Origin of the sequence: Clostridium sp. UBA1652 (assembly GCF_002320975.1) — a bacterium.
Classification (GTDB): domain Bacteria; phylum Bacillota; class Clostridia; order Clostridiales; family Clostridiaceae; genus Clostridium_T; species Clostridium_T intestinale.
Genome location: NZ_DCLI01000092.1, coordinates 137,385 through 159,184, shown reverse-complemented (window position 1 = coordinate 159,184; position 21,800 = coordinate 137,385). Strand labels below are relative to the sequence as shown.

At 30.6% G+C, this 21,800-nt stretch carries 21 protein-coding genes; 15 read left to right on the top strand and 6 right to left on the bottom strand.

The window, feature by feature from the left end; translation table 11 throughout:
- Window positions 1–67: 67 nt before the first annotated feature.
- Window positions 68–481, bottom strand: a complete 414-nt coding sequence (locus B3N22_RS21445; RefSeq protein ID WP_073020286.1) for a hypothetical protein — start codon at window positions 479–481, stop codon at window positions 68–70.
- A gap of 132 nt (window positions 482–613) precedes the next feature.
- Between B3N22_RS21445 and B3N22_RS21440 the strand changes: the two genes are divergently transcribed.
- The 3 genes from B3N22_RS21440 (at window position 614) to B3N22_RS21430 (ending at window position 3,635) form a co-directional block, all read left to right on the top strand.
- Window positions 614–1,486: an SDR family oxidoreductase gene (locus tag B3N22_RS21440; RefSeq protein ID WP_286910408.1), complete on the top strand. Its 873-nt coding sequence runs from the start codon at window positions 614–616 to the stop codon at window positions 1,484–1,486.
- Window positions 1,487–1,570: 84 nt separating this feature from the next.
- Window positions 1,571–2,398, top strand: coding sequence for a glutamate 5-kinase (gene proB / locus B3N22_RS21435; protein WP_286910407.1), 828 nt, complete (start codon window positions 1,571–1,573; stop codon window positions 2,396–2,398).
- Window positions 2,391–3,635: a glutamate-5-semialdehyde dehydrogenase gene (locus tag B3N22_RS21430; RefSeq protein WP_286910406.1), complete on the top strand. Its 1,245-nt coding sequence runs from the start codon at window positions 2,391–2,393 to the stop codon at window positions 3,633–3,635. The genes proB and B3N22_RS21430 overlap by 8 nt, the downstream gene beginning before the upstream one ends.
- A 189-nt stretch (window positions 3,636–3,824) precedes the next feature.
- Here the strand turns inward: B3N22_RS21430 and B3N22_RS21425 are convergent, their stop codons facing one another.
- Complete coding sequence (locus tag B3N22_RS21425; RefSeq protein WP_286910405.1) at window positions 3,825–6,422, bottom strand: calcium-translocating P-type ATPase, PMCA-type; 2,598 nt, start codon at window positions 6,420–6,422, stop codon at window positions 3,825–3,827.
- A 273-nt stretch (window positions 6,423–6,695) separates the two neighbouring features.
- Window positions 6,696–6,851, bottom strand: a complete 156-nt coding sequence (locus B3N22_RS21420; RefSeq protein ID WP_021804300.1) for a hypothetical protein — start codon at window positions 6,849–6,851, stop codon at window positions 6,696–6,698.
- A 111-nt stretch (window positions 6,852–6,962) separates the two neighbouring features.
- Here B3N22_RS21420 and B3N22_RS21415 point away from each other — a divergent pair, with 111 nt between their 5' ends.
- Window positions 6,963–7,739 (top strand): SDR family NAD(P)-dependent oxidoreductase, encoded by a 777-nt coding sequence (locus B3N22_RS21415; protein ID WP_286910404.1) that lies wholly within the window; start codon window positions 6,963–6,965, stop codon window positions 7,737–7,739.
- Between the two features lie 76 nt (window positions 7,740–7,815).
- Here the strand turns inward: B3N22_RS21415 and B3N22_RS21410 are convergent, their stop codons facing one another.
- Entirely contained in the window at window positions 7,816–8,478 is a 663-nt protein-coding gene (locus B3N22_RS21410; protein ID WP_286910403.1) for a macro domain-containing protein, read from the bottom strand.
- Window positions 8,479–8,673: 195 nt separating this feature from the next.
- On the opposite strand from B3N22_RS21410, the gene B3N22_RS21405 reads away from it, so the two are divergent.
- The 3 genes from B3N22_RS21405 to B3N22_RS21395 are packed head-to-tail and all read left to right on the top strand — an operon-like array spanning window position 8,674 to window position 11,205.
- Window positions 8,674–9,405 carry an ABC transporter ATP-binding protein gene (locus B3N22_RS21405; RefSeq protein ID WP_286910402.1) on the top strand — a complete coding sequence of 244 codons (732 nt, stop codon included), beginning with the start codon at window positions 8,674–8,676 and terminating at the stop codon, window positions 9,403–9,405.
- A complete protein-coding gene (locus tag B3N22_RS21400; RefSeq protein ID WP_286910401.1) occupies window positions 9,398–10,567 on the top strand; it encodes an ABC transporter permease in 1,170 nt (389 codons plus the stop codon). Before B3N22_RS21405 ends, B3N22_RS21400 begins: the two co-directional genes overlap by 8 nt.
- A gap of 20 nt (window positions 10,568–10,587) precedes the next feature.
- A complete protein-coding gene (locus B3N22_RS21395) occupies window positions 10,588–11,205 on the top strand; it encodes a DNA-3-methyladenine glycosylase (protein WP_286910400.1) in 618 nt (205 codons plus the stop codon).
- Between the two features lie 79 nt (window positions 11,206–11,284).
- Here B3N22_RS21395 and B3N22_RS21390 read toward each other — a convergent pair whose 3' ends face one another.
- Window positions 11,285–11,809 (bottom strand): hypothetical protein, encoded by a 525-nt coding sequence (locus B3N22_RS21390; RefSeq protein ID WP_286910399.1) that lies wholly within the window; start codon window positions 11,807–11,809, stop codon window positions 11,285–11,287.
- A gap of 827 nt (window positions 11,810–12,636) precedes the next feature.
- Here B3N22_RS21390 and B3N22_RS21385 point away from each other — a divergent pair.
- From B3N22_RS21385 to B3N22_RS21375, 3 genes are all read left to right on the top strand, one after another.
- Window positions 12,637–13,686 (top strand): carbamoyl phosphate synthase small subunit, encoded by a 1,050-nt coding sequence (locus tag B3N22_RS21385; protein ID WP_286910398.1) that lies wholly within the window; start codon window positions 12,637–12,639, stop codon window positions 13,684–13,686.
- Between the two features lie 14 nt (window positions 13,687–13,700).
- Window positions 13,701–16,907, top strand: a complete 3,207-nt coding sequence (gene carB / locus B3N22_RS21380) for a carbamoyl-phosphate synthase large subunit (protein WP_286910397.1) — start codon at window positions 13,701–13,703, stop codon at window positions 16,905–16,907.
- A 183-nt stretch (window positions 16,908–17,090) separates the two neighbouring features.
- Window positions 17,091–17,366 carry a YciI family protein gene (locus B3N22_RS21375; protein ID WP_286910396.1) on the top strand — a complete coding sequence of 92 codons (276 nt, stop codon included), beginning with the start codon at window positions 17,091–17,093 and terminating at the stop codon, window positions 17,364–17,366.
- Window positions 17,367–17,431: 65 nt separating this feature from the next.
- Here the strand turns inward: B3N22_RS21375 and B3N22_RS21370 are convergent, their stop codons facing one another.
- Window positions 17,432–18,553 (bottom strand): HD-GYP domain-containing protein, encoded by a 1,122-nt coding sequence (locus B3N22_RS21370; protein ID WP_286910395.1) that lies wholly within the window; start codon window positions 18,551–18,553, stop codon window positions 17,432–17,434.
- Between the two features lie 208 nt (window positions 18,554–18,761).
- On the opposite strand from B3N22_RS21370, the gene murI reads away from it, so the two are divergent.
- The 5 genes from murI to B3N22_RS21345 all read left to right on the top strand — a co-directional run bounded on the left by murI (window position 18,762) and on the right by B3N22_RS21345 (window position 21,769).
- Window positions 18,762–19,541: a glutamate racemase gene (gene murI, locus B3N22_RS21365; RefSeq protein WP_286910394.1), complete on the top strand. Its 780-nt coding sequence runs from the start codon at window positions 18,762–18,764 to the stop codon at window positions 19,539–19,541.
- Window positions 19,542–19,721: 180 nt separating this feature from the next.
- Window positions 19,722–19,991: an STAS-like domain-containing protein gene (locus B3N22_RS21360; protein WP_021804312.1), complete on the top strand. Its 270-nt coding sequence runs from the start codon at window positions 19,722–19,724 to the stop codon at window positions 19,989–19,991.
- Between the two features lie 177 nt (window positions 19,992–20,168).
- Window positions 20,169–20,687, top strand: a complete 519-nt coding sequence (locus B3N22_RS21355; protein WP_286910393.1) for a peptidylprolyl isomerase — start codon at window positions 20,169–20,171, stop codon at window positions 20,685–20,687.
- A 17-nt stretch (window positions 20,688–20,704) separates the two neighbouring features.
- Window positions 20,705–21,073 (top strand): DUF3783 domain-containing protein, encoded by a 369-nt coding sequence (locus tag B3N22_RS21350; protein WP_286910392.1) that lies wholly within the window; start codon window positions 20,705–20,707, stop codon window positions 21,071–21,073.
- Window positions 21,074–21,769 carry a S24 family peptidase gene (locus B3N22_RS21345; protein ID WP_286910391.1) on the top strand — a complete coding sequence of 232 codons (696 nt, stop codon included), beginning with the start codon at window positions 21,074–21,076 and terminating at the stop codon, window positions 21,767–21,769.
- Window positions 21,770–21,800 lie beyond the last annotated feature (31 nt).

The following is a 21,800-nucleotide window of genomic DNA, read 5'->3' as shown; positions in this document are numbered from 1 at the left end:
TAAAAACTGTATTAATGTATATAATAACTTTAAATATAAGCCTAGGATTTTAATCCTAGGCTTATATTTATACTTTTAAAGGCTGCTTTTCTTTAATTATTATGTGGATATCTTCATTAACTTTGGTTATAGCATCTATATATTTTGAGAAAGATAGGTCATAGGATTTAGTAAGTAATGCTTTAATTTCATCTGTTCCTAAGAAATAAATAAACTCTTCACCTGAACCATATCCATCTCCAATAGGAACTACTTTGTTAGTTGAAACAATAGTACAAGTAGCCTTATCTATGTTGTCATCTAAAAAGTTTAAAAAACCTTCTATCTCATAGAAAGGAATTAAATCAGGACTAATAAATACCTTAGCCCAAAATGGATCATTTTTTGCATTAATCTCGTATTTATTTACCCAGTAAAAATCTTTAAAAGTGTTTTCTATTCTAGCTTTTAAGTCTCCAGGATTAATAACTCTTCTCTCCAAAACAATCACCAACCTTTCTTATATATTTTTAGATAAAAAGCTTGGACGTATACCTTGGAATAATTGGTGATTAAAAATAGATGCTTTTGAAAATACTACACTTATGAATAGAGTACTAAGGAGGAAAATAGTATGGATTTTACAGCAAACTTTCCAAAAAAATTTCCTGAGCAACATCAAAATATCCAACCAGGGATAGAAAAGGAAATGAACCCTACACCAATTTTTAAGTCAGAGGGTTATGGAATTATAAATGGAAAATTAAAAGATAAAGTTGCAGTAATTACAGGTGGAGATAGCGGAATAGGAAAAGCTGCAGCTGTAGCTTTAGCCAATGAGGGAACAGATATAGCTATAATATATAACAATGAAAGTAAGGACGCAGAGGACACAAAAAAGGAGATAGAAAAAGCAGGCCGTAAATGTGTTTTAATAGCTGGAGATATAAAAAATAAAGATTTCTGCAATAAAGCTATTGAGAAAGTAATAAGTTCTTTAGGAAAGATAAATATACTAATAAATAACGCAGCTGTTCAATATGAACAACAAAATATAGAAGATATAACAGAAGAACAACTAAAAAAGACTTTTGAAACAAATATTTTTGGAACTTTTTTTATGACTCAAGCAGCTATAGCTCATCTTCAAAAAGGAGATTGTATCATAAATACCACATCAATCACAGCATATAGAGGGCATGAAACTTTAATTGATTATTCTTCAACAAAAGGTGCTTTAACTAGTTTTACTAGATCATTAGCCATGAACCTTGTATCTAAAGGAATTAGAGTGAATGCTGTAGCACCAGGACCAGTTTGGACTCCACTTATTCCTGCCTCATTTGATGAAAAAAAGGTTGGGAATTTTGGAACAGATAATAAGCAAGGAAGAGCTGCTCAACCTGTGGAATTAGCAGGTGCCTATGTGTTTTTAGCATCCCAAGAAGCATCCTTTATAACAGGAACTACTATACATGTTAATGGTGGCGATATGGTAATGTCATAAAGCAGAATAATTATATATTTATTTAATGGTTATATGTTATAATATATAAAATATTTTGTTTAGGAAAAGCAAGGGGGCTTTAAATTGAATTGGGGAAGAAATATAGTAAAAGAAAGTAAAAGAATAGTAGTTAAGGTAGGGACATCTACCTTAACTTATGATAATGGTAAGATAAATTTAAAAAGAATTGATAAGCTGGCTATGGTGTTAGCAGATTTAAGAAATCAAGGTAAAGAAGTGGTATTAGTATCTTCTGGAGCAATTGGGGTTGGGTGTAGTAAGCTTAATCTAGTAGAAAGACCTAATACTATTAGAGAAAAACAGGCAGTAGCAGCAGTTGGACAGTGCGAACTTATGCATATTTATAGTAAGTTTTTTGGTGAATATGGAAACGTGGTTGGACAAGTTCTTTTAACAAGAGATGTAGTGGAAGATGAGCATATAAGAAACAATGTTATCAATACCTTTGAAACACTTTTAGAAAAAGGCGTAATTCCAATAGTTAATGAAAATGATACTGTATCTATAGATGAGATAGAAAACATATGTAATTTTGGGGACAATGATAATCTTTCTGCAATTGTAGCAAAGCTAATTAAAGGAGATTTACTTATTATATTATCTGATATAGACGGGTTTTATGATTCAGACCCTAGACATAATGAAGATTCAAAGATGATTAAAGAAATATATGAGGTAAACAAAGAACTAGAAGAATTTGCAGGTGGCGCAGGGTCGTCTCAAGGAACTGGTGGAATGAAAACAAAACTTGCTGCGGCTAAGGTAGCTTTAGATGCAGGAGTTAATATGATATTAACAAATGGTAAAGATCCAGAGATATTATTTGACATTCTTGAAGGACAAGATTTAGGTACGCTATTTATAAATAAAAGGGGGCTAATTAATGAGTAATTTAATTGAAATGGGAAAAGAAGCTAAGAAAGCTTCAAGATTTTTGGGGAATTCATCTACAGAAGAGAAAAATAAGGCATTAAAAAAGATTGAAGAGTTCATTCTTTTAAGAAAACATGAAATAATAGCTGAAAATGAAAAAGATTTAGAAGTCGCAGAAGCAAAAGGTACATCAAAAGCTATGCTTGATAGATTAAGACTTACAGAAGCTAGAGTAGAAGAAATGGCAGTAGGAGTAGGTCAAGTGGTTTCATTACCAGATCCAATAGGAGAAGTAGTGAGTATGTGGAAAAATCATGCGAACTTACAAATAGGTCAACAGAGAGTTCCTCTAGGGGTTATAGGAATAATATATGAAGCTAGACCTAATGTTACATTGGATGCAGCAGTGCTTTGTTTAAAAACTGGTAATGCCACTATATTGAGAGGTGGAAGTGAAGCTATTAACTCGAACAAGGCAATAGTTAAGGTTATAGGCGATGCTTTAGAAGAAGTTGGGTTCCCAAGAAACTCAGTTCAGTTAGTTGGAGACACTAGCAGAGAAGTAGCTAAAGAGATGATGAAATTAAATAAGTATATAGATGTATTAATACCAAGAGGTGGAGCAGGATTAATAAAAACAGTGGTTGAAAATGCAACAGTTCCAGTAATAGAAACAGGCATAGGCAATTGTCATGTGTATGTTGATGGGGACGCAGACTTAGATATGGCTAAAAAAATACTTATAAATGCAAAATGTAGTAGACCATCAGTATGTAATGCCTGTGAAACTTTACTAGTACATGAAAACTTAGCTGAAAAATTTTTACCATTAGTTTATGAAGGCTTAAAAGAATATGATGTTGAAGTTAGAGGATGCGAAAGAACTCTAAAGATATTACCTGATGTAGTAAAAGCAACTGAAGAAGATTGGGATACAGAATTCCATGATTATATACTTGCGGTGAAAGTTATAGATTCTTTAGAAGAAGCTATAGAGCACATTAATACTCATGGAACAAAACATTCAGAGGCTATTGTAACTAACAATTACTTTAATTCTCAAAAATTCTTAAAAGAAATTGATGCAGCAGCGGTATATGTTAATGCATCAACAAGATTCACAGATGGTTTTGAGTTTGGATTTGGGGCAGAGATAGGAATAAGTACTCAAAAACTTCATGCAAGAGGCCCAATGGGGTTAAAAGAATTAACAACTATAAAGTATATAATCTACGGCGAAGGCCAGATTAGGTAAACCTTATTACTGTAGAGGCTTCTTCTCAAGCCTCATTAAAGTCATTTTAATTAAATTAATTATGCTTATTAAAAAGTTAAAAAGCTAAAAAGGAAAATCTAACAGTAATAATGAAAGAAAAAAATAAATAAATCTATAAAAAAGAACTGTCGCACTAATTATTTAGTGCGACAGTTCTTTTGAATTTAATTAGTTTTTTATAATTCTATAGCATTGAATTAATATAGTTGGAGCTAATGCAAGTCCAAATATTTGTGCTAAGTTAGTTAATGTTATAGTAGAAACTAAGAATAAAGAACTTAGTGGGGTTATAAATAATATAGCTAATAATAGAGCTAAACCTGTAAGTATAGCGTACCAAATATATTGGTTAGTAAATAACCCTGTCTTAAGTATAGATTCTTTTCCTCTGCAGTTAAAGCTGTGAAATAATCTAGCTAAACATAAAGTTGAGAATGCGAGAGTGCTTGCTAAGTGCCTGTCCCCTGTATTCAATCCTATATAGTAAGCAACCATTGTAGCTATTGTTATTAACACGCCTTCACTTAAGATGCTTTTCATAAAATCTTTAGTTAATATAGAAGCATTGGCTTTTCTAGGTTTTTCTTTTAATAAATCCCCTTTTGGTTTATCTACACCTATAGCTATAGCTGGTAAACTATCAGTTACCAAGTTTATAAATAGTAAGTGAACTGGTTCAAAAGGAAGTGGTAAACCCATAACTGAAGAATATAATACTGATAAAATACCAGCAGTATTTCCAGATAACAAGAATTTTATTGAGTTCTTGATGTTAGCATATATATTTCTTCCGTTAGCAATAGCCTTTACTATAGTAGCAAAGTTGTCATCTGTTAATATCATGGAAGATGCGTCTTTAGATACCTCAGTTCCTGTTATACCCATAGCAATACCTATATCTGCTTGCTTAAGAGCAGGAGCATCATTAACACCATCTCCAGTCATAGCTACTATCATTCCTAAATCTTGCCATGCACGAACTATTCTTATTTTATGTTCAGGAGTAACTCTTGCATAAACAGAAATCTTAGGAACTAATTCTTTAAGTTGTTCATCAGATATTTTGTCTATTTCTATTCCTTCTATGGCTTCAGAATCATTTTGAAGAATTCCTATCTCTTTAGCTATAGCAGAAGCTGTAATTTTATGGTCACCAGTAATCATAACAGGTTTAATTCCAGCTGATTTACAGTCTTCAACTGCTTTTGCTGATTCTTCTCTAGGTGGATCTATCATAGCCACTAATCCTACAAAAGTATAGTCAAATTCATCTTCTAAAGATATGTCTGTTTCAGCAGGAAGATTTTTATAAACTAATGCTAAAACTCTTAGACCTCTTTTTGAGAAGTTCTCATTAGCAGTTTCGATTATAGTTCTATCTTCAGGAGTTAAATCTCTTATACCTTCAGAAGTTTCTATGTGATTTATTCTATTAAGTAGTACATCTACTGCACCCTTAGTTATTAATCTATAAGAAGAATTAATTTTATGGGTTGTACTCATAAGTTTCCTGTCTGAATCAAATGGTATTTCACTTAATCTCTTATAAGAATCTCTAATTTCTTCTTCAGTCTTTGAATATTCAGAAGCAAGTTTTACAAGAGCTATCTCTGTAGGGTCACCTATTTCATTACCAGACTTTATAGAAGAATCATTACAAAGTGTTAAAGAATTAAGGAAAAAGCTATGTAAGTCATTAGATAAATTTAATTCATTGCTTTTTAAAGTAGAATTATCTATATACAACTCTTTAACTTTCATCTTGTTTTGAGTTAATGTTCCAGTTTTATCTGAGCAGATTATTGAAACAGAACCTAAACTTTCAACAGATTTCAGCTTTTTAACAATAGCACCTTCGTGAGCCATTTTTTGAGTTCCTAAAGCTAAAACAATAGTTACTATAGAACTTAATGCCTCAGGAACAGCAGCAACTGCAAGAGCAACAGAGAACATTAATGAGTCTATTATTGGTAAGCCTCTATAAATATCTACTAAGAAAATAACCAAACAAATAACAAGTATACCGATTGTAAGCTTTTTACCAAAATCATCTAAGCTTATTTGTAAAGGTGTTTTCTTTTCTTGAGTATTTTTAAGTAATTGAGCTATTTTACCTATTTCTGTATCCATACCAGTTCCAGTTATCAATACAGTTGCTCTTCCATAAGTTACAAGAGATCCTGAGAAAACCATGTTTTTTCTATCAGCTAAAGGTATATTTTCGTCGTTTATTACTTCAGAATGTTTATCAATGTTTAAAGATTCGCCAGTTAGTGAACTTTCATTAACTTGAAGTGAAAAGTTTTCTATAATTCTACCATCAGCAGCTATAAAATCTCCAGCTTCTAGAAGAACAATATCTCCAGGTAAAACCTCTCTAGATGGTATTTCTATTTTTACCCCATTTCTGATTACTTTAGAATTTGGAGCTGAGAGAGCCTTTAAGCTTTTTAATGAGGCTTCCGCTTTTACATGCTGTATTGTACCAAGTAAGGCATTAACAATAAGTACTATTAGAATTACTATAGTACTTTCTTTATTTCCTACAGCAAAAGATACTATTGAAGCAGCTAGTAATACCCCAACAATAAAATCCTTAAATTGTTCTAGGAAAATTACTATTAGACTTTTTCTTTCGCTTTCAATAAGTTCGTTAAAACCATGTTTATTTCTTAATGAGTCCAAAGAGCTTGAATCAAGTCCGTCATTAGACGTATTAAATTCGTTAAATAATTCATTGCTGGTCTTATTAAAATAATTTTTCATATTGAATCCCCCTTTTTTGTAATAAAAAAGACCTTTAATATAATTCCTAATTTACAAAGAATTATATTAAAAGTCTCGTAACCTAAATTATTAGGTACACAACACCAGACTAAAAATAGTCGTACTGTTGATGGTGTGTTTGGAACTACTCCCTTTTAATCAAGTTTTAATTACCTTATAAAGTTATCATATATAATTTAAAATGTCAATATATATATAATTTTACTTTAAACATAACAAAAAGGTTTAGTCAATAGACTAAACCCAAAGCAGTTAGTCATTAATCTTTTTTCGCATCTTTTCCTGCTTTTTAAGAACATCGGATTCACTTAATCCAGTTTCTTCAACTATTTGAGCTAAGCCTATGTTTTTTTCAAGCATATCTCTTGCTTGTTCCATTTGTTTTTCATGCATTCCTTTTCTAACCAATCAGAATCACTCCTTTCTAACACCTACATAAAATATTGTTTTCATTTATCAGTTATTTTACCCGTAATATTGTGATAGAATATTTTGTATAAAGTGAAGGGAAACGAAATTATGAAAGAGTATACTTTAATTACAGGTGCTACTTCAGGTTTAGGCTATGAATTTTCAAAAATTTTTGCTCAAAACGGAAATAATCTTATACTTATAGGAAGAAGATTTGAAAAGCTTCAAGAGATAAAAAGAGAGTTAGAAAATATCAATAATATAAAGATAGAAATTATTTCTATAGATTTGTCTAAAAAGGAATCTGTGGATTACATATATGATTTTGTGAACAAAAAAAATATCTTTGTGGATAATTTAATAAATAATGCTGGTTTTGGATCTTATGGAGCATTTTATAAAGTTGAAGAAGCCAAAGATTTAGAGATGATCGATGTGAATATTTATGCATTAACTAAATTAATAAAAAAATTCCTTCCGAGAATGATTGAAAAAAATAAAGGTGGGATTCTTAATGTAGCTTCTACAGCAGCTTTTGCACCAGGAGTTAATATGAGTGTTTATTATGCAACTAAGGCATATGTTTTATCCTTAACAGAAGCATTATATGAAGAGTGTTTAGGCTATGATATAAAAATTATGGCTTTATGTCCAGGAGCAGTAAAGACAGAGTTTCAGCAAATAGCTAAAGTAGAAAAGTCGGATATTTCGAAAAGTAATCTAATGGATGCTACTTATGTAGTAAAGAAAGCGTATGAAGAATTTACTTATAAAAAAAGTGCTTTATTAGTGCCAGGTTTTAAAAATAAATTGTTAGTTCAAGCTGTGAGATTTATGCCTAGGTGGGTTACTAGAAAAATCATAAAGAAAGTAAATAAAGGATAACTTTTAAATATTGTTATCAAATCATAATAATATGACGTTAAGATACTGTATAGTTCTTAACGTCATAAACACAAAGTTATATTTTTACTGATTGGAAGATTTCTTTTGATATATCTTGTAAAATAGAAAAGTTCTTTTTATCGGGACAAACAACAGCAATTTCTTCAATTCCTATATGAGAATCTAAAAAAATCTTAACTTCCTCTAAAGCTATGAAGGCCATTTCCTCTACAGGAAAGCAGTATACTCCACTATTTATAAAAGGAATAGCTATATTTTTTATTGGATGTTTATCAATATAATCTTGAGTCGAAAGAGTTAAGTCCTTTACTAAATGAGAAAATCTATTTTCATGTAATCTTCTTTGTTGTCTTTCAATCGCCTCTAGTGTTTGTTTTAGATATATATCTTTGTAATCAATACATAAACCTAAAGCATTTTTATAAGCATTTCTTAAAATTGTATGTTCATTATGTGTACCTCCCTGCCAAATAGGATTGACCATATGAATAATCCAGTAGATACCATTATCAGCTAAATTATAGGATTTAGTTATCTTAGCATATCCAGACTTACAACCTTCAAGGGATTTACACTCTTTTAATAGACTATCGCCGCAGGATCTATGGATTACTCCGTCTATCCCACCTCCCCCTAATAAAGAAGAGTTTGCATTATTTATGATGGCGGTATAGTTTTCTTTAGTTATATCACCTAAAATTAATTTCAACTTACCCATAATATCACCCTTTTATTATTAAAAATATATAACACTATTAGTATATCCATGATATACCATATAATATGTATAATAATGGCTGTATTAAATAAAATAATTTAAATATACAAAGAAGAGAAAGTTCCTTTAATCATTGATATAATTGGTAAATATTGATAGACTTAACTTAATAAATAATTGATAAGAGGTGAAATAATGTTAGAAATAAAGGGATTAAGTAAAAGATTTAAGAGTGTGAATGTAGTCGACAAACTTTCGTTTACAGTCAATGAAGGTGAAATAGTAGGACTACTTGGAGAAAATGGTGCAGGTAAAACTACAACTTTAAGAATGATATCTACCATGCTAAAACCAACAGAAGGTAGTGTGGTGGTTAATGGATATGATGTTATAAAACAACCAGATAAGGTTAGAAATGAAATAGGAATATTATTTGGAGGAGATGTAGGTATATATGATAGATTAACTGCTAAGGAAAATATTCAGTATTTTGGTAGGTTATATGGAATGACTGATGATGAAATAAATAATAGAATAAAGGAGTTATCTAAGGATTTAGATATGCAAGAATATATAGATAGGAGAGCCGGTAAGTTTTCTAGAGGTATGAAACAAAAGGTTTCTATAGCAAGAACAATAGTACATTCGCCAAAGGTAATGTTGTTTGATGAACCTAGTACAGGATTAGATGTTTCTGCGGCTAGAGTTATACATGACTTTATAATTAAGTGTAAGGGAGAAAATAAAACAATTCTATTATCGTCTCATTCTATGAGGGAAGTTGAAAAACTTTGTGATAGAGTAGTAATAATTAATAAAGGAAAACTTGTAGAACAAGGCACTGTAAATGAGTTGAAAACAAGATACAAAAATGAAGACTTAGAAGAAGTTTTTGTAGGGCTGATAGGGGGTAAAAATAATGAATAATTTTTGGGTTATTTTAAAGAAAGAATTAAAAGATATATTCAGAGACAGAAAAACTTTGATATTCACTATATTACTTCCAGTAATAATATATCCAGCAATGTTTAAGATATTAGATGTGACAATGAAAGATACCGTTAGCTCTGTAGAGAAAAATGTTACTTTAGCCTATAGAGGAGACAAAGAGTCTTCACTATATAAGATTATGGACAATATGGATAACATTACTATAGATGAAAGTGGTGATGAAGAAGATAAATTAAAAAAAGGAGATATATCTCTTATAATAGATGTTCCAAAGGATTTTGATAATCAAGTTATTAATGAGAAAAAGAGTGATGTTAGCATAATTTATGATGAAGATTCAAATAAGTCTAAAATAGCTTCGTCTATGATAAGAGAAGTATTTAATGAGTATAGCAAAAGTATAGTAAATACAAGATTACAGCAAAAGGGGATAGATAGTGAAATCTTGACTCCATTTGAAATTAAAGAAGAAACGCTAAGCAAGCAAGAACAAAATGCAATGGGTTATGCTATTTTGAGTATGCTTCCTACTTTGATAATTATACTTATGATAAGTCCTACTATAGGAATAGCTGCTGACTTAGTTGCTGGAGAAAAGGAAAGAGGAACTTTTGAACCTTTATTATCTACATCCGTAGGAAGAACTTCTATATTTTGGGGTAAGCTTGTAGCTATATCATCTATAGCACTAATAACATTGATAACTAGCTTGGCAACTATGATTGGAACCACTATATATATGTTCTCAAGTGGTGGTAATATGACCATTCCAATAGGTGCATTTGGGGTTATAGGAATAGTAGCTATATTTGTCTTAATAGCTTTAAGTTCCTTAGAAATAGCCATAAGTATATTTGCTCGTTCTATGAAAGAAGCCAATACTTATCTAGGGGGCCTATTATTACCAGTAATGATTTTAACTTATATTCCATTTATGATGGATGCAAAAAGTATAGGTTTTATGTTTTTCAATATACCTATAGTTAATTCTGTGGTTGTTATGAAAGAAGCTATGGCAGGAATATTTGATCCTATGCACATAGGATTAGTCTTGGGGTGGCATGTTATATATATAATAGCGGCAGTATTGTTTGCAAAATATATGTTTTCAAAGGAAGAGGTTGTTTTTAGATCTTAATCTAAAGTTAAGGAGCAATTATGAGACTAGAAAGAGATTTTTTTGCAAGAGATACTTTGATTGTTGCAAAAGAGTTATTAGGAAAAGTTATAGTTAGAGAAATAGATGGTGTAAGATTATCTGGGAAAATAGTAGAAACAGAAGGATATATAGGATCTATAGATAAAGCTTCTCATGCCTATGGAGGTAAAAAGACTCCTAGGGTGGAGCCCTTATATGGAGAGCCTGGGATCAGCTATGTTTTTTCAATATATGGAATGTATGAATGCTTTAATGTCATTTCAAAAGAAAAAGGATCTCCAGAAGGGATACTTATAAGGGCAGTTGAACCCATAGATGGACTTGAGAAAATAGCTCAAAATAGATTTCGTAAATCCTATGATACTCTTACTGCTAAAGAAATAAAAAACCTTACAAATGGACCATCTAAATTGTGTATAGCTCTGGAGATAAATAAGAAGGTGCATAATTTTATGGATTTAGTAAGCTCCAAAGAACTGTATATAGAGGATGGGGATATAATTAATTCATCTGATATAGTTGAAACAACTAGGATTGGAATTGACTATGCAGAAGAGGCTGTTGATTTTCCATGGAGATTTTATGTGAAAAATAATATTTATGTATCCAAAAAATAGATATTAGGTGAATAGAAAAAGATGATTAACATTTTAAATTATAGAAATGTTAATCATCTAAATCTATTAATGTTCATGTTTAATAGCAGATAAAACTATCTATCCTATTTAAATCTAAACCGAAATAGACCCATCTCCATCCTGCCCATCTCCATCCAGCAATAGATTTAGGACCCACGTAAGTTAAATAAGACCAATAGGAGTAGTCATTTTTTTGCCAAATATAAACGAACTTTCGTATACAAGGTTTCATAGACCCTGGATCTACGGCTTTGGTTTGAGCAGAACTCGTTAAACTAACGGCTTTTTTATCATTTTTGGACGGAATGAAATTAGGTGGTTTACTCATAGGACCTTGAACACCTTGAGGATTTTGAGAGTCAAAAGGAGCTTGAGAAATAGGATTTCCTAGAAATGGAGGAGGAGCTTGTTGTTCTCTAAAATCTCCGCCAAATTCTTCTTCTGAATCAACAATGCTAAAAAGTGCTGGAATTACATAATTAACATCCATTTCAAATTCGCCTACTTCATCAACTTCCTCATCTAAAGAGAAATATCTTACACTTGCAGAATCAAAATTACAATTGTCTTTTGAAATGTACATAAATGCTTCCTTATGAATTAATCTCATAAACAATATATGTTATATACCTTAATGTGTTACAAAAAGGGAAATGAAAAAGTTACTATGTTGATATAGTAAAAATTATTTGACATAATTGGTGGAATAGATAATAATAAAGATGGCTTTAAAATAAGACAAGACCTTTATTAAGACTAAAGGCAAAAATGGTTACTTCTATAAACAAGGAAGTAACCATTTTTTTTATATATTTAATTATCAATTTAAAAACCTAAGTACCTATGCTTCATAGGAAAACATTTTTATAAAAAAATAGTATTATTTTAGATATAATAATAAAATTATAAATCAGAATATTTATGCATAATAATAGTATAAATATAATTAAAAGCTTGAATAAATGAAGAGGAAAATATATAATATAGCTATAAAACATAATTGGGGCTATACATCTTAATACTACATTTATGTATAAAAGATGTATATTTTATTAAGTCTTAAGGTATCCTCTAAGTTTAGGAATGGGTATTGTACCAAGAGTTTGGTTTTGATTGGCTTCTTGACAAAGTATGTCATATCAAATACAATAGGTTTAAAAATAAAGTTTGAATACACTTTAAATTGGTCCTGTGAGGCCAGAAAGGAGTATGTTGTTATGGTATCATTAAAAATTAATAACTTAACAGCTTTGTCTTTATACCCATTTTTGTGGTTAGATATATGGAGGATAGTAGAGAGATTATAACTTAATTAATCTCTTTATTATCCTTTTCTTTTCGCAAAAACAAAAGACTTTATAAAATATAAGGTGTATTTTTGGCTTTAATAGTTTATTTAGGAGGGCTATTATGAAAGCAAAGCTAATATTAGAAAATGGAACAATATTTGAAGGTACAGCTTTTGGTTATCTAGAAGAAAGTGTTGGAGAGGTAGTTTTCAATACTGGAATGACAGGATATCAAGAGGTTTTAACAGACCCATCTTACTATGGACAGATAGTTACTATGACCTATCCTCTCATAGGTAATTATGGGATAAATATAGAAGATACAGAATCAAAATCAATTAAAGTTAAAGGCTTTATAGTTAGAGAAAAATGCTCATCACCTAGTAATTTTAGATGCGAGTTTCAATTAGAAGATTACCTAAAGCAAAATAAAATAATAGGGTTAGAGGGAATTGACACAAGAGCTCTAACTAAAATGTTAAGAAACAATGGAACAATGAAAGGAATAATAACCTTGGAAGAGTTAGTCTTAGAAGATGTTCAGGAAAAACTTCAAAGCTTCTCTAATGAATATGCTGTAAAATCAGTGTCAACAGATGTGGTAAAACAAGTAGAGGGCGCTGGCAAACATGTAGCTATATTAGATTTTGGAATAAAACAAAATATAGTAAGAAATTTTGTGAAAAGAGGCTGTAAAGTTAGTGTATTTCCTTATGACGCATCTTCAGATGAAATATTAGCTGTAAATCCTGACCTAATATTTTTATCAAATGGTCCAGGAAATCCAGAGGATTTACCAGAGTCAATAGAAAGCATTAAGAACTTGATAGGTAAGAAACCAATAGTAGGAATTTGCTTAGGACACCAACTTCTAGCTTTAAGCCTAGGTGGAAAAACTAGTAAGCTGAAATTTGGGCATAGAGGAAGTAATCATCCGGTTAAAGATTTAGAAGAAAATAGAGTGCATATAACTTCTCAAAATCATGGGTATGTAGTTGAACAACTTCCAGAAGAATTTGAGATTACACATGTGAATTTAAATGATGGAACAATAGAGGGAATGAAGCATAAAACATTGCCTATATATTCAGTACAATTCCATCCAGAAGCGTGTCCAGGACCTAAAGATTCTGAATATATATTTGATAAATTCATGAAATATGCACTATAGTAGGGGGTAGCAAAATGCCATTAAAAAATGATATAAAAAAAGTACTAGTTATAGGGTCAGGTCCTATTATAATAGGGCAAGCAGCAGAGTTTGACTATTCAGGAACTCAAGCTTGTCAGGCTTTAAAAGAAGAAGGTATAGAAGTCGTTTTAGTTAACTCTAATCCAGCAACTATTATGACTGATAAAGAAGTAGCGGATAAGGTATATATTGAACCATTAACAGTTGAATTTGTAGAGAAGGTAATAGCAAAAGAGAGACCAGATTCCCTTTTAGCAGGGATGGGAGGACAAACAGGTTTAAACTTAGCTGTTGAGTTATATGATCAAGGAGTATTAGAAAAGTATAATGTTAAGGTTATAGGAACATCAGTAGAATCTATAAAAGAGGGTGAAGACAGGGAATTATTCAGATCTATGATGCAAAGAATAAATGAGCCTGTGATTCAAAGCGAAATAGTAACTACTCTTGAAGAAGGAAGAAAAGTTGCTAGAGAGATAGGTTATCCTGTTGTTGTAAGACCAGCATATACTCTTGGTGGAACTGGTGGAGGAATAGTAAATAATGAAGAAGAACTTAACGAAACTCTAGAATCAGGACTTCAATTAAGTTCTATACATCAATGTTTAGTAGAGAAAAGTGTAAAAGGATGGAAAGAAGTTGAATATGAAGTTATGAGAGATTCTTATGGAAACTGCATAACAGTGTGTAACATGGAAAATATAGATCCAGTTGGAATACACACAGGGGATTCAATAGTTGTAGCACCATCACAAACCTTATCAGATAAAGAATATCAAATGCTTAGAACTGCATCTATAGATATAATAAATGCTGTAGGAATAGAAGGTGGATGTAATGTACAGTTTGCATTAAATCCTAACTCTTTTGAATATGCAGTAATAGAAATAAATCCTAGAGTGTCTCGTTCATCTGCATTAGCCTCAAAGGCTACAGGGTATCCTATAGCAAAAATGGCAGCTAAAATAGCTTTGGGTTATGGATTAGATGAAATAGAAAATGCTGTTACTAAAAAAACTTATGCTTGTTTTGAACCAACTTTAGATTACGTAGTTGTAAAAATACCTAAATGGCCTTTTGATAAGTTCTTTGCAGCTAATAGAACTTTAGGAACTAAGATGATGGCAACTGGTGAAATTATGGCAATAGGAGCTAATTTCGAGGCAGCATTCTTAAAAGGAATAAGGAGCTTAGAGATAGGAAAATATTCTATGTTTCATAAGAAATTTGTCAATTCAAGTATGGAAGAATTAAGAGCATGGGTTATGGCTCCAGATGATGAGAGAATATTTGCACTTGCAGAAATGTTAAGAAGAGATTATAGAGGGGAGCATGTTGCTAGAATAACAGGAATAGATCCTTTCTTCATTGATAAATTAAAGTGGATTGTACAGGAAGAAGAAAAATTAAGAGCAAGTAGTCTAGAAGACTTAGATAAAGAATGGCTTCATAATTTAAAGAAAAGAGGATTTTCAGATAAGGGGATAGCTGATATGTTATCTGTAGTTCCAGAAGAAATAAATAAACTAAGAAGCACCTGGAATATAAAACCAAGCTACAAGATGGTTGATACTTGTGGAGGAGAGTTTGAAGCGTTATCTCCATATTATTATTCAACTTATGAACAATACGATGAAGTAGAAGTATCAGATAAGAAGAAAGTGATGGTTATAGGATCTGGTCCTATAAGAATTGGGCAAGGAATTGAATTCGATTATGCATCAGTTCATTGTGTAATTGCTCTTAGAAAATTAGGCATAGAAACTATAATAGTAAATAATAACCCAGAAACAGTAAGTACGGATTTCAACATGTCAGATAAACTGTATTTTGAACCATTAACTGAGGAAGATGTATTAAATATAATAGAAAAAGAAAATCCAGATGGAGTTATACTTCAATTTGGTGGTCAAACAGCTATAAAGCTAGCTAATTTCCTAAAAGAGAAAAATATAAAGACATTAGGAACTACAGCAGATCAAATAGATATGGCAGAAGATAGAGAAAAATTTGATGATATGTTAGAGAAGTTAGGAATAGTAAGACCTAAAGGAAAAGGTGTTTGGGGTGTTGAAGAAGGTATTTCTGAAGCTTCGAAACTTGGATACCCAGTTTTAGTTAGACCATCATATGTTTTAGGTGGTCAGGGTATGGAAATTACTCACGATGAAGAGGAATTAAAATACTATTTAAAAAATGCTTTTGAAAAAGATAAAAAAAATCCAATCCTTATAGATAAGTATCTAATGGGAAGGGAAATAGAGGTAGATGCTATTTCAGATGGAGATGATATACTTATACCAGGAATAATGGAACACTTAGAGAGAGCTGGAGTGCATTCAGGAGATTCTATAACAATGTATCCAAGTCAAAATCTAAGTAGCTATATAAAAGATGAGGTTCTAAACTATACTAAAAAGATAGCTAAAGAAATTGGTATACAAGGAATGATAAATATACAGTTTATAGAGTTTGAGGGGAGGTTATATGTAATTGAAGTTAATCCTAGAGCCTCTAGAACGGTGCCATATATATCAAAGGTTAGTGGAGTTCCAATAGTAGATATAGCAACTAGAATAATGCTTGGAGAAAAGCTTAAAGATTTAGGTTATGGAGTAGATGTATATAAAGAACCTGAATTAGTTTCAGTTAAGGTTCCTGTATTCTCAACTCAAAAGTTACCAAATGTTGAAGTGTCTTTAGGACCTGAAATGAAATCTACAGGAGAGGTATTAGGTATAGGTAGAAATTTAGAAGAGGCCCTTTATAAAGGTATGGTAGCTGCTGGAATGTATGCTAAAAAGAATACTGGTAAGATTTTAGCAACTATCAAAGAACATGATAAAAAGGAATTCCTAGAAATTGCTAAACAACTAGACGAATTAGGGTATAAATTTATAGCTACAAAAGGAACTGCAAGTATTTTAAGAACTGTCGGTATAGATGCAGAAGTGGTTAGAAAATTAGATGAAGAAGAACCTAATATAATGGATGTTATAAGAAATAAAGAAGTTGATTTAGTTGTTAACACTCCTACTAAAGGAAATGATTCTAAGAGAGATGGATTTAGTCTTAGAAGAGCAGCTGTAGAAAGAAATATAGGCGTAATAACAGCTTTAGATACTTTCAGCGCATTAGTAGATATAAAAAGAAAAAAAGTATGTGATAGAGATTTAGAGGTATTTGATATAGCACATTAATTATTATCGAGAGTTTTGTAAAAAAATGCAGAACTCTCGATTTTTTTGTTGACAACAAAACGTGTGTTCGCTAAAATATAAATATCGAATATATGTTCGAGAAAATTTTTAGGAATATATATAAACTTTAAGCATATGATTTATTATGTAAATAGATTGAGATTATATAAGGGGGAAATCACAATGAAAAAAACTAGTGGGATATTTGTTAAAATTAATTACAAATTAGATAAGGGAAATAAGGGGTATATAAAAGATAATAGATCTAATAGTAAATCTAATGCCTTCAGTAAATATCTATTATGCGGTGGAAAGTATAATAAAGATGGGGGAACGATGATATTCCAAGTTGAGGATTTAAGAGAAGCAGAAGAGATAATAAACAATAATCCTTTTAAAGTTGCTAGTTTTTATTCTTATGAGATTTTAAGCAAAAATTATATAAACTTATATAATTAGAATTGATAGAATTTAAATACAAAAGAGTACCGCCAACTACATAAAAGGTAGTTTTGCGATACTCATTATATTTCATATTGTATTGAAGAAATTACTAAAGAAAGCTCAGTTAATAGATTTATGTTAATACCAACTCTATCATTATCTATAGAGCTTTTAAGTATTTTAATTGTTGGCCTAAGTGGATAGTTAGGCGGAGTTTCTTCAACCATAGCTATTTCACCATTGCTAAGTTTAACAATAGTTCCAGTAGGGAAAGGAACTATGACTTTAGTGAAGGCCTCAACCAAATCTGGATCAAAGTGAGTTCCTGAGCCTGCCATTATGAATTCTAAAGCTTCACATGGAGAAAGTGCCTTACGATATGGTCTATCAGAAGTCAAAGCGTCGTATACATCTGTAATGGCCACTATTTTTGCAAGTAAACTTATCTGATCTCCTTTTAAAGCCATTGGGTAACCAGAGCCATCTTCTTTTTCATGATGTTGTAGTATAACAAGTTTTGAATTAGAAGTAAGATTAATAGCATTTGATAGATACTCATATCCTTTTGATGGATGGGTTTTCATTAAAGCAAACTCCTCGTTAGTTAAGGATGAGTTTTTAACAATAATTTCTTTAGGAACAAATACTTTTCCGATATCATGAATAAGAGCACCTACACAGAGATCTTTAAGATCATTTTTAGGTAAATTTAAGGACATTCCCATAACTAAGGAAAGTACAGCTACGTTAACACAGTGTTGGTAGGTATAGGCATCCATACTTTTTATATCTACTAAATTTACTAACATTTGTTTATTAGATAAAATGTTTTCTATTAACTCAGTTGCAACATTTAATATGTCATCAAAATATTCTTCTCTCTGTTTTATTAAAAGGTTTTTATTTTTAGAAGATAAATTTTGTGTTTCCAATGAGGTTAATATTCTTTCTACACTGGAAAAAGTCTCACGAACAACTCTAATAGATTTTTGTCTTAGTTCTGGCTGAATTATATCTTCAATTTCTCCATTACTGTATTCATCTGTTATATATAAAGAAAATATATTTATGCTTCTTATTCTTTTTACAAGGTTATCAGTTAATCTAACCCCTTCTCTCAGTAGTATTCTACCGTTTTCATCAAAAATAGTTTTAGCTAGGTAACACCCTTCTTTTACACATTCAATAGGGATAAGCCTCATTTTAACACCTCATAAGTTAAGAATATGTATAATTATACTATAAAATATCGTAATAAGCCATAATTTGAAAAGTAATTAGTTATAATTAGACATGAAAAAATTAAGACACAATGATATGAAATAATCATAATGAAAAATATATTTATTTATAGTATATAAAGGTATAAAATAATTGGTAGAAGAACATAATTTGATGGAGTGATATGATATGAGCAAAAATATAAAAGATAGACCTATAGGTTTTTTTGATTCTGGATTGGGTGGCTTAAGTGTTATGAAGAAAGCTATAGAAGATATGCCAGAAGAAGAATTTATATATTTAGGAGATTCTGCAAATGCTCCATATGGAATTAAAGAAAATGTAGAGATAAAAAGATTAACTCTAAATGGTATAGAGTTTCTTATAGATAAGGGAGTAAAGGGGATAGTAGTAGCTTGTAATACTGCTACATCAGTTGCCATAGAAGATTTAAGAATGAAATACAAGGATATTCCTGTAATAGGAATAGAACCAGCCCTAAAGCCAGCGGTAGAGCTTAAGAGAGATGGTAAAATAATTATAATGGCAACTAATGCTACGTTAAAGGAAAAGAAATTTGAAAAATTAATGGGAAAATATGCACAGGATAATGTAATAGTTCCTCTCCCATGCCCTGGATTAGTAGAATATATAGAAAATGGTATTTTAGAAGGTAAAGAAATTGATGATTTTTTAAGAAATTTATTAAAGGAGCATATTAGCAGTAAGATAGGATCAATCGTATTAGGGTGCACACATTATCCATTCGTTAAGAAGGCAATCTCTAATATAGTAGGACCTGAAGTTGCTATTATTGATGGTAGCAAGGGTACTTCTAGAGAATTGAAAAGGCAATTAATAGAGATGGACTTAGTAAGTGACAGAACAAATAGAGGAAATATTGAAATTTTTAATACTTTGGGAAAAGATAAAATAGATTTATCGTTTTCATTAATAAATATAAAATAAAATTTTGAAAATTTAAGGAATTATAAAATCCTTAAATTTTTTTATAAAAAACTTTGTTAAAATATTGACAAAAAACTAACGAGCTGATATTATAATAATATAAAGTAAATATTCAGAAAATTTAAAAAAAGCAATGAATTAAGATTAAAATATATTAAAAATATTAAGGGGTGCGTTGTTATGGAAATAAGAGTAATGGATTATTTAGGAGAAAACTTTGCAATAGAGGACGCAATATTACTAAGAAGCGTTATATCAGACAATATTGGAAGTGATATAGTTCTAGACTTTGATGGAGTTGATAGAATTCCTTCTACATTCCTATGCTGCTTGTTCAATGACTTGATATATGCCCAAGGAAGAGACTTCATTATTAACCACATTAATGTGAAAAACTTATCAAATTATGCTGACTATTCAAGAGTAGTAAAAGGAACAACATTTAATTAATAGAATTTGCCCATATGAAGCTATCCATTTGGATAGCTTTTATATTTTTATAAAATAGTATATAATCATTAATAAATGACAGGAATTATTTGGTGAGAAAAATATAATAATATATTATGAAATCAAATAATCCTCAGTAGTTCATTAAATTTTTGTATATTTGGAAGGAGATTAAAAATGACTAAACCTTTAGTAACAATAACTATGGCAAATGGAAAAGAAATAAAAGCAGAGCTATATCCAGAGATAGCTCCAAATACAGTAAAGAATTTTATAAGCTTAATTAATAAAGGATTTTACAATGGATTGGTATTTCACAGAGTTATACCAGGATTTATGATACAAGGAGGATGCCCAGAAGGCGTTGGAACTGGTGGGCCTGGATATTCAATTAAAGGAGAATTTTCGGCTAATGGCTTTAAAAATGAGTTAAAACATACTAAGGGAGTTCTTTCAATGGCTAGAGCTATGCACCCAGATTCAGCAGGAAGCCAATTTTTTATTATGGTAGCAAACTCGCCACATTTAGATGGACAATATGCTGGATTTGGTAAAGTTATAGAAGGATTAGATGTGGTTGATGAAATAGTAAGCACAAAAACTGATTTCAGAGATAAGCCATATGAAGATCAAGTTATGAAAGAAGTTAAAGTTGACACTTTTGAAGAGAAATACGACGAACCACAAACTCTATAAATCAAGGAGAAAATAATATGTTAAACAATCATAAATCTATATTAATTTATGGTCTTGATAAAGAGGGACAGCAGGCTTTGATGGCACCTAATTACAGTACTATTGTTATCTCAAAAGAAATGGCTAATATGAAACTTAAAGAGATTATAGATGGTTATAAGTTTGAGAGCAATGATAAGGAACTTCCGGAAGAAAAAGTTGTTATATTTAACAACTTTACTGATGAAGAACTTCAAGGAATGATAAAACTAATTAGAGCTGTAGCACCAGGCTGTATACTTGCAGTAGTTACACCAACATCAATAGATTGGACATTTGCTTATTTAGTTGAGCATTTGATGGAAGAAAGAGAGTGGTACAGAAGTCAGCAGAAAGGAAGAGCTTAGTTGAGTAGAGTCGGAGATAGAATAAAGATAGCTAGAGAGAGTAGTGGATTATCACAAAAAGCATTAGCTAAAAAACTTGGATTAGCAGAGAAGTATGTTAATGAAGTTGAGCTAGGTAGAAAAGTTATAAGTGAAGCTTTAATAGCTAAAATAGGAAAAGTTCTAAATACAGATTTAAATGATATCAGCATGGTTGTTACAGATGAAGATTTGAAAAAGGAACAACATATTGAAGCTCCAAAGAAAAAGATTTCTTCTGTTTCAGCGCCTAAGATGAATTTATCAGAGGTAAATGAGGACTGGAGCAGTGCATTTAGTTCGGTATTAAAAAAGGTACCTATTTATAACTATAATTTTGATAAAGAGTATGGCTATAGGGAATTGCCTATTCATTCAAACAAAATAAATGGATATTCAGTAGATAAAGTTTTTTATATATCAATTGAAGAAAATGATATGATGGGCTTTAGAATAGTAAAAGATGATATAGCCTTAGTACATTCTGTAAAAGAAATTGAATCTAATGGTATATACTTAATTGAACACCAAAACAGTAGAGTGATAAGACAAATAAAAAAATTAGATGGAAATAAAATTCTATTAATAAGTAATAAGGGATCTATAAGTACTGAGACAGTTAATAGTAAAGAGATAAAGATTTTAGCTAAATTAGATTTATTAGAAATTAAATTATAAAAAGATAAGAAGTCATGGAGAAATTTCCTGA